Raw genomic sequence first — 2,673 nt, 5'->3', positions numbered from 1 at the left:
AAATGGTTTAAACCCTCTTTTTTAAGGGGTGTTTAGAAAAATCGTCAAGCTTTTATCGTTGGTGATGAAATCTACAAAACCAACGGCGCGACAACAAACCCTAACGCCACACTCAAAAACACGACTAAAACCCCAGGGATCAAAAACGCATGATCAAACACATAACGGCCCATTTTAGTGGTGCCGGTGTTATCCATAGCGATCGCTCCTAGTAAAGTGGGGTAAGTGGGTAACACAAACAACGCCGAAACGCTCGCAAAAGAAGCCACGATAATATACAAATGCTCTGTATGGTTAGCGCTAATGCCTAAGGCTGTGATCACGCTTGGGATGAGCGCTTTAGAGGTGGCAGCTTGCGAATACAAAAGCATGGAAGCCAAAAAAAGCGCTACGGCTAATAAAAACGGGTAATCAGCGATCAAAAACGAAGCGTATCGCTTGATCTCATCTATATGATTGCTCACAAAAGTATCGCCTAACCACGCCACGCCCAACACGCACACGCACGCTTGCATGCCGGATTTAAACACGCTTGAATGAGCGATTTCATTAGCGTTGATTTTGCAAAAAATCACAATTAAAGTCGCCACGCTCAGCATGAAAGACACAATCGCTTGATCTCTGCCTAAAACTACCGGGCTAATCAAAGCGATATTTTTAGAAATCGCGCTCGCATAAAAAACGATCGCTACAACCCCGCCGATAAAAATCCATAACGATAATTTCGCGCTTTTTGAGGTTTCTTTTTCTTTTTTCATCATAGGGGGCGAAATTTTGCCCATTTTCAAACGCTCTAAATAATGCGGATCACTATCTAATTTCAAATCAGTAAAACCCATAATAAACGCCGTGAGCATGCATGCTAAAAAAGTCGTAGGAATCCAAACCATTAAAAGGGTGAGATAATTTGCCCCTAAAGGCTCTAAAATACCGCTCATAAACACCACCGCTGCGCTCACCGGGCTTGCGGTAATAGCGACTTGACTAGAGACTACTGCTAAGCTTAAGGGCACTTTGGGTTTGATGTTTTGGCTCTGGCTCACTTCCACAATCACCGGAATCAAAGAAAAAACCGTATGCCCGGTGCCGGCTAGTATCGTTAAAAAATACGCCACGCTCGGCGCTAAATAGTTGATTTGCTTGGGGTGTTTCCTTAAAATTTTTTCAGCGATTTGGACTAAATAATCTAATCCCCCCGCTTTTTGCATGGCACTGATAGCGCTAATGACTGCCATGATGATTAAAATCACATCAAAAGGGATTTTGCCCGGGTTTAGCCCCAAAAATAAGCACAAAACAAGCACGCCCAAGCCCCCCGCATAGCCCACTCCCAAGCCCCCTAGTCTTGCCCCTAAAAAAAGCGAAAAAAGTAACACGATAATTTGAAAAAAGGCATCCACCATTAACCCTTTTTAAATTTATTTTTAACGATGTTTTACTATACTATAAAATCTTTTAAATTTCAAAAGGTAGTCTATAATGAGAATGTTTTTGAAATTTTTGATTCTTTTACTTTGTTTGAAAGGGCAAGTCATGGCTCAAAATTTACCTACCATTGCTTTATTAGCGACAGGGGGGACGATTGCAGGGAGCGGCGCGAGCGCGAGTTCAGGTAGCTATAAAAGTGGTGAGTTAGGCATCAAAGAGCTTTTGAAGGCTATCCCTAGTCTCAACAAAATCGCTCGCATTCAAGGGGAGCAGATTTCTAATATCGGCTCACAAGACATGAATGAAGAAATATGGTTCAAACTCGCCAAACGCGCCCAAGAATTGCTAGACGATAGTCGCATTCAAGGCGTGGTCATCACGCATGGCACGGACACTTTAGAAGAGAGTGCGTATTTTTTAAATTTGGTTTTACGCTCCACAAAACCGGTGGTGTTAGTGGGAGCGATGCGTAACGCTTCTTCTTTGAGCGCGGATGGCGCTTTGAATTTGTATAACGCGCTGAGCGTAGCGGTTAATGAAAAAAGCGCGAATAAGGGCGTGTTGGTGGTGATGGATGATAGTATTTTTAGCGCTAGGGAAGCGATTAAAACGCACACCACCCACACTTCCACCTTTAAAGCCTTAAATAGCGGCGCGATAGGGAGCGTGTATTATGGTAAAGTGCGTTATTACATGCAGCCTTTGAGAAAGCACACGACAGAGAGCGAATTTACCCTTTCACAACTCAAAACCCCCTTGCCTAAAGTGGATATTATTTACACGCATGCTGGCATGACCCTTGATCTATTCCAAGCAAGCCTAAACTCGCATGCAAAAGGCGTTGTGATAGCTGGGGTGGGTAATGGGAATGTGAGCGCTGGGTTTTTAAAAGCGATGCAAGAAGCGAGCGAAATGGGGGTGGTTATTGTTCGTTCTAGCAGGGTAGGCAGTGGTGAAATTACTTCAGGCGAGACTGATGACAAGGCTTATGGCTTTATCACAAGCGATAATTTAAACCCTCAAAAAGCCAGAGTGCTTTTACAACTCGCTTTAACTAAAACAAACAATAAAGAAAAAATCCAAGAAATGTTTGAAGAGTATTAAACGATTCTCTTATATCACCCGATTATCAAAGATAACTGGGTGATTTGGTTTATTTTGTTTTTGGCTTTATTTTCATCAAATATTGATAACTATCAAAATAGATTTGATGAAGCTCCCCCTATTTTAAAAAGGAGATTTTTC

Annotated in this window: 2 protein-coding genes; one reads left to right on the top strand and one right to left on the bottom strand. The window is 42.4% G+C overall.

What is annotated here, in order from left to right; all coding sequences use genetic code 11:
- Window positions 1-71: 71 nt before the first annotated feature.
- Entirely contained in the window at window positions 72-1,403 is a 1,332-nt protein-coding gene (locus tag EAL04_RS07805) for an anaerobic C4-dicarboxylate transporter (RefSeq protein WP_120974478.1), read from the bottom strand.
- Window positions 1,404-1,479: 76 nt separating this feature from the next.
- Between EAL04_RS07805 and EAL04_RS07800 the strand changes: the two genes are divergently transcribed.
- Window positions 1,480-2,532, top strand: a complete 1,053-nt coding sequence (locus EAL04_RS07800) for a type II asparaginase (protein ID WP_120974476.1) — start codon at window positions 1,480-1,482, stop codon at window positions 2,530-2,532.
- The last annotated feature ends 141 nt before the right edge of the window (window positions 2,533-2,673 follow it).

This window comes from Helicobacter pylori, assembly GCF_003638305.1.
GTDB lineage: Bacteria > Campylobacterota > Campylobacteria > Campylobacterales > Helicobacteraceae > Helicobacter > Helicobacter pylori_DJ.
Note: the sequence above shows the minus strand (reverse complement) of the source record. Positions and strands in the feature narration are given on the sequence as shown.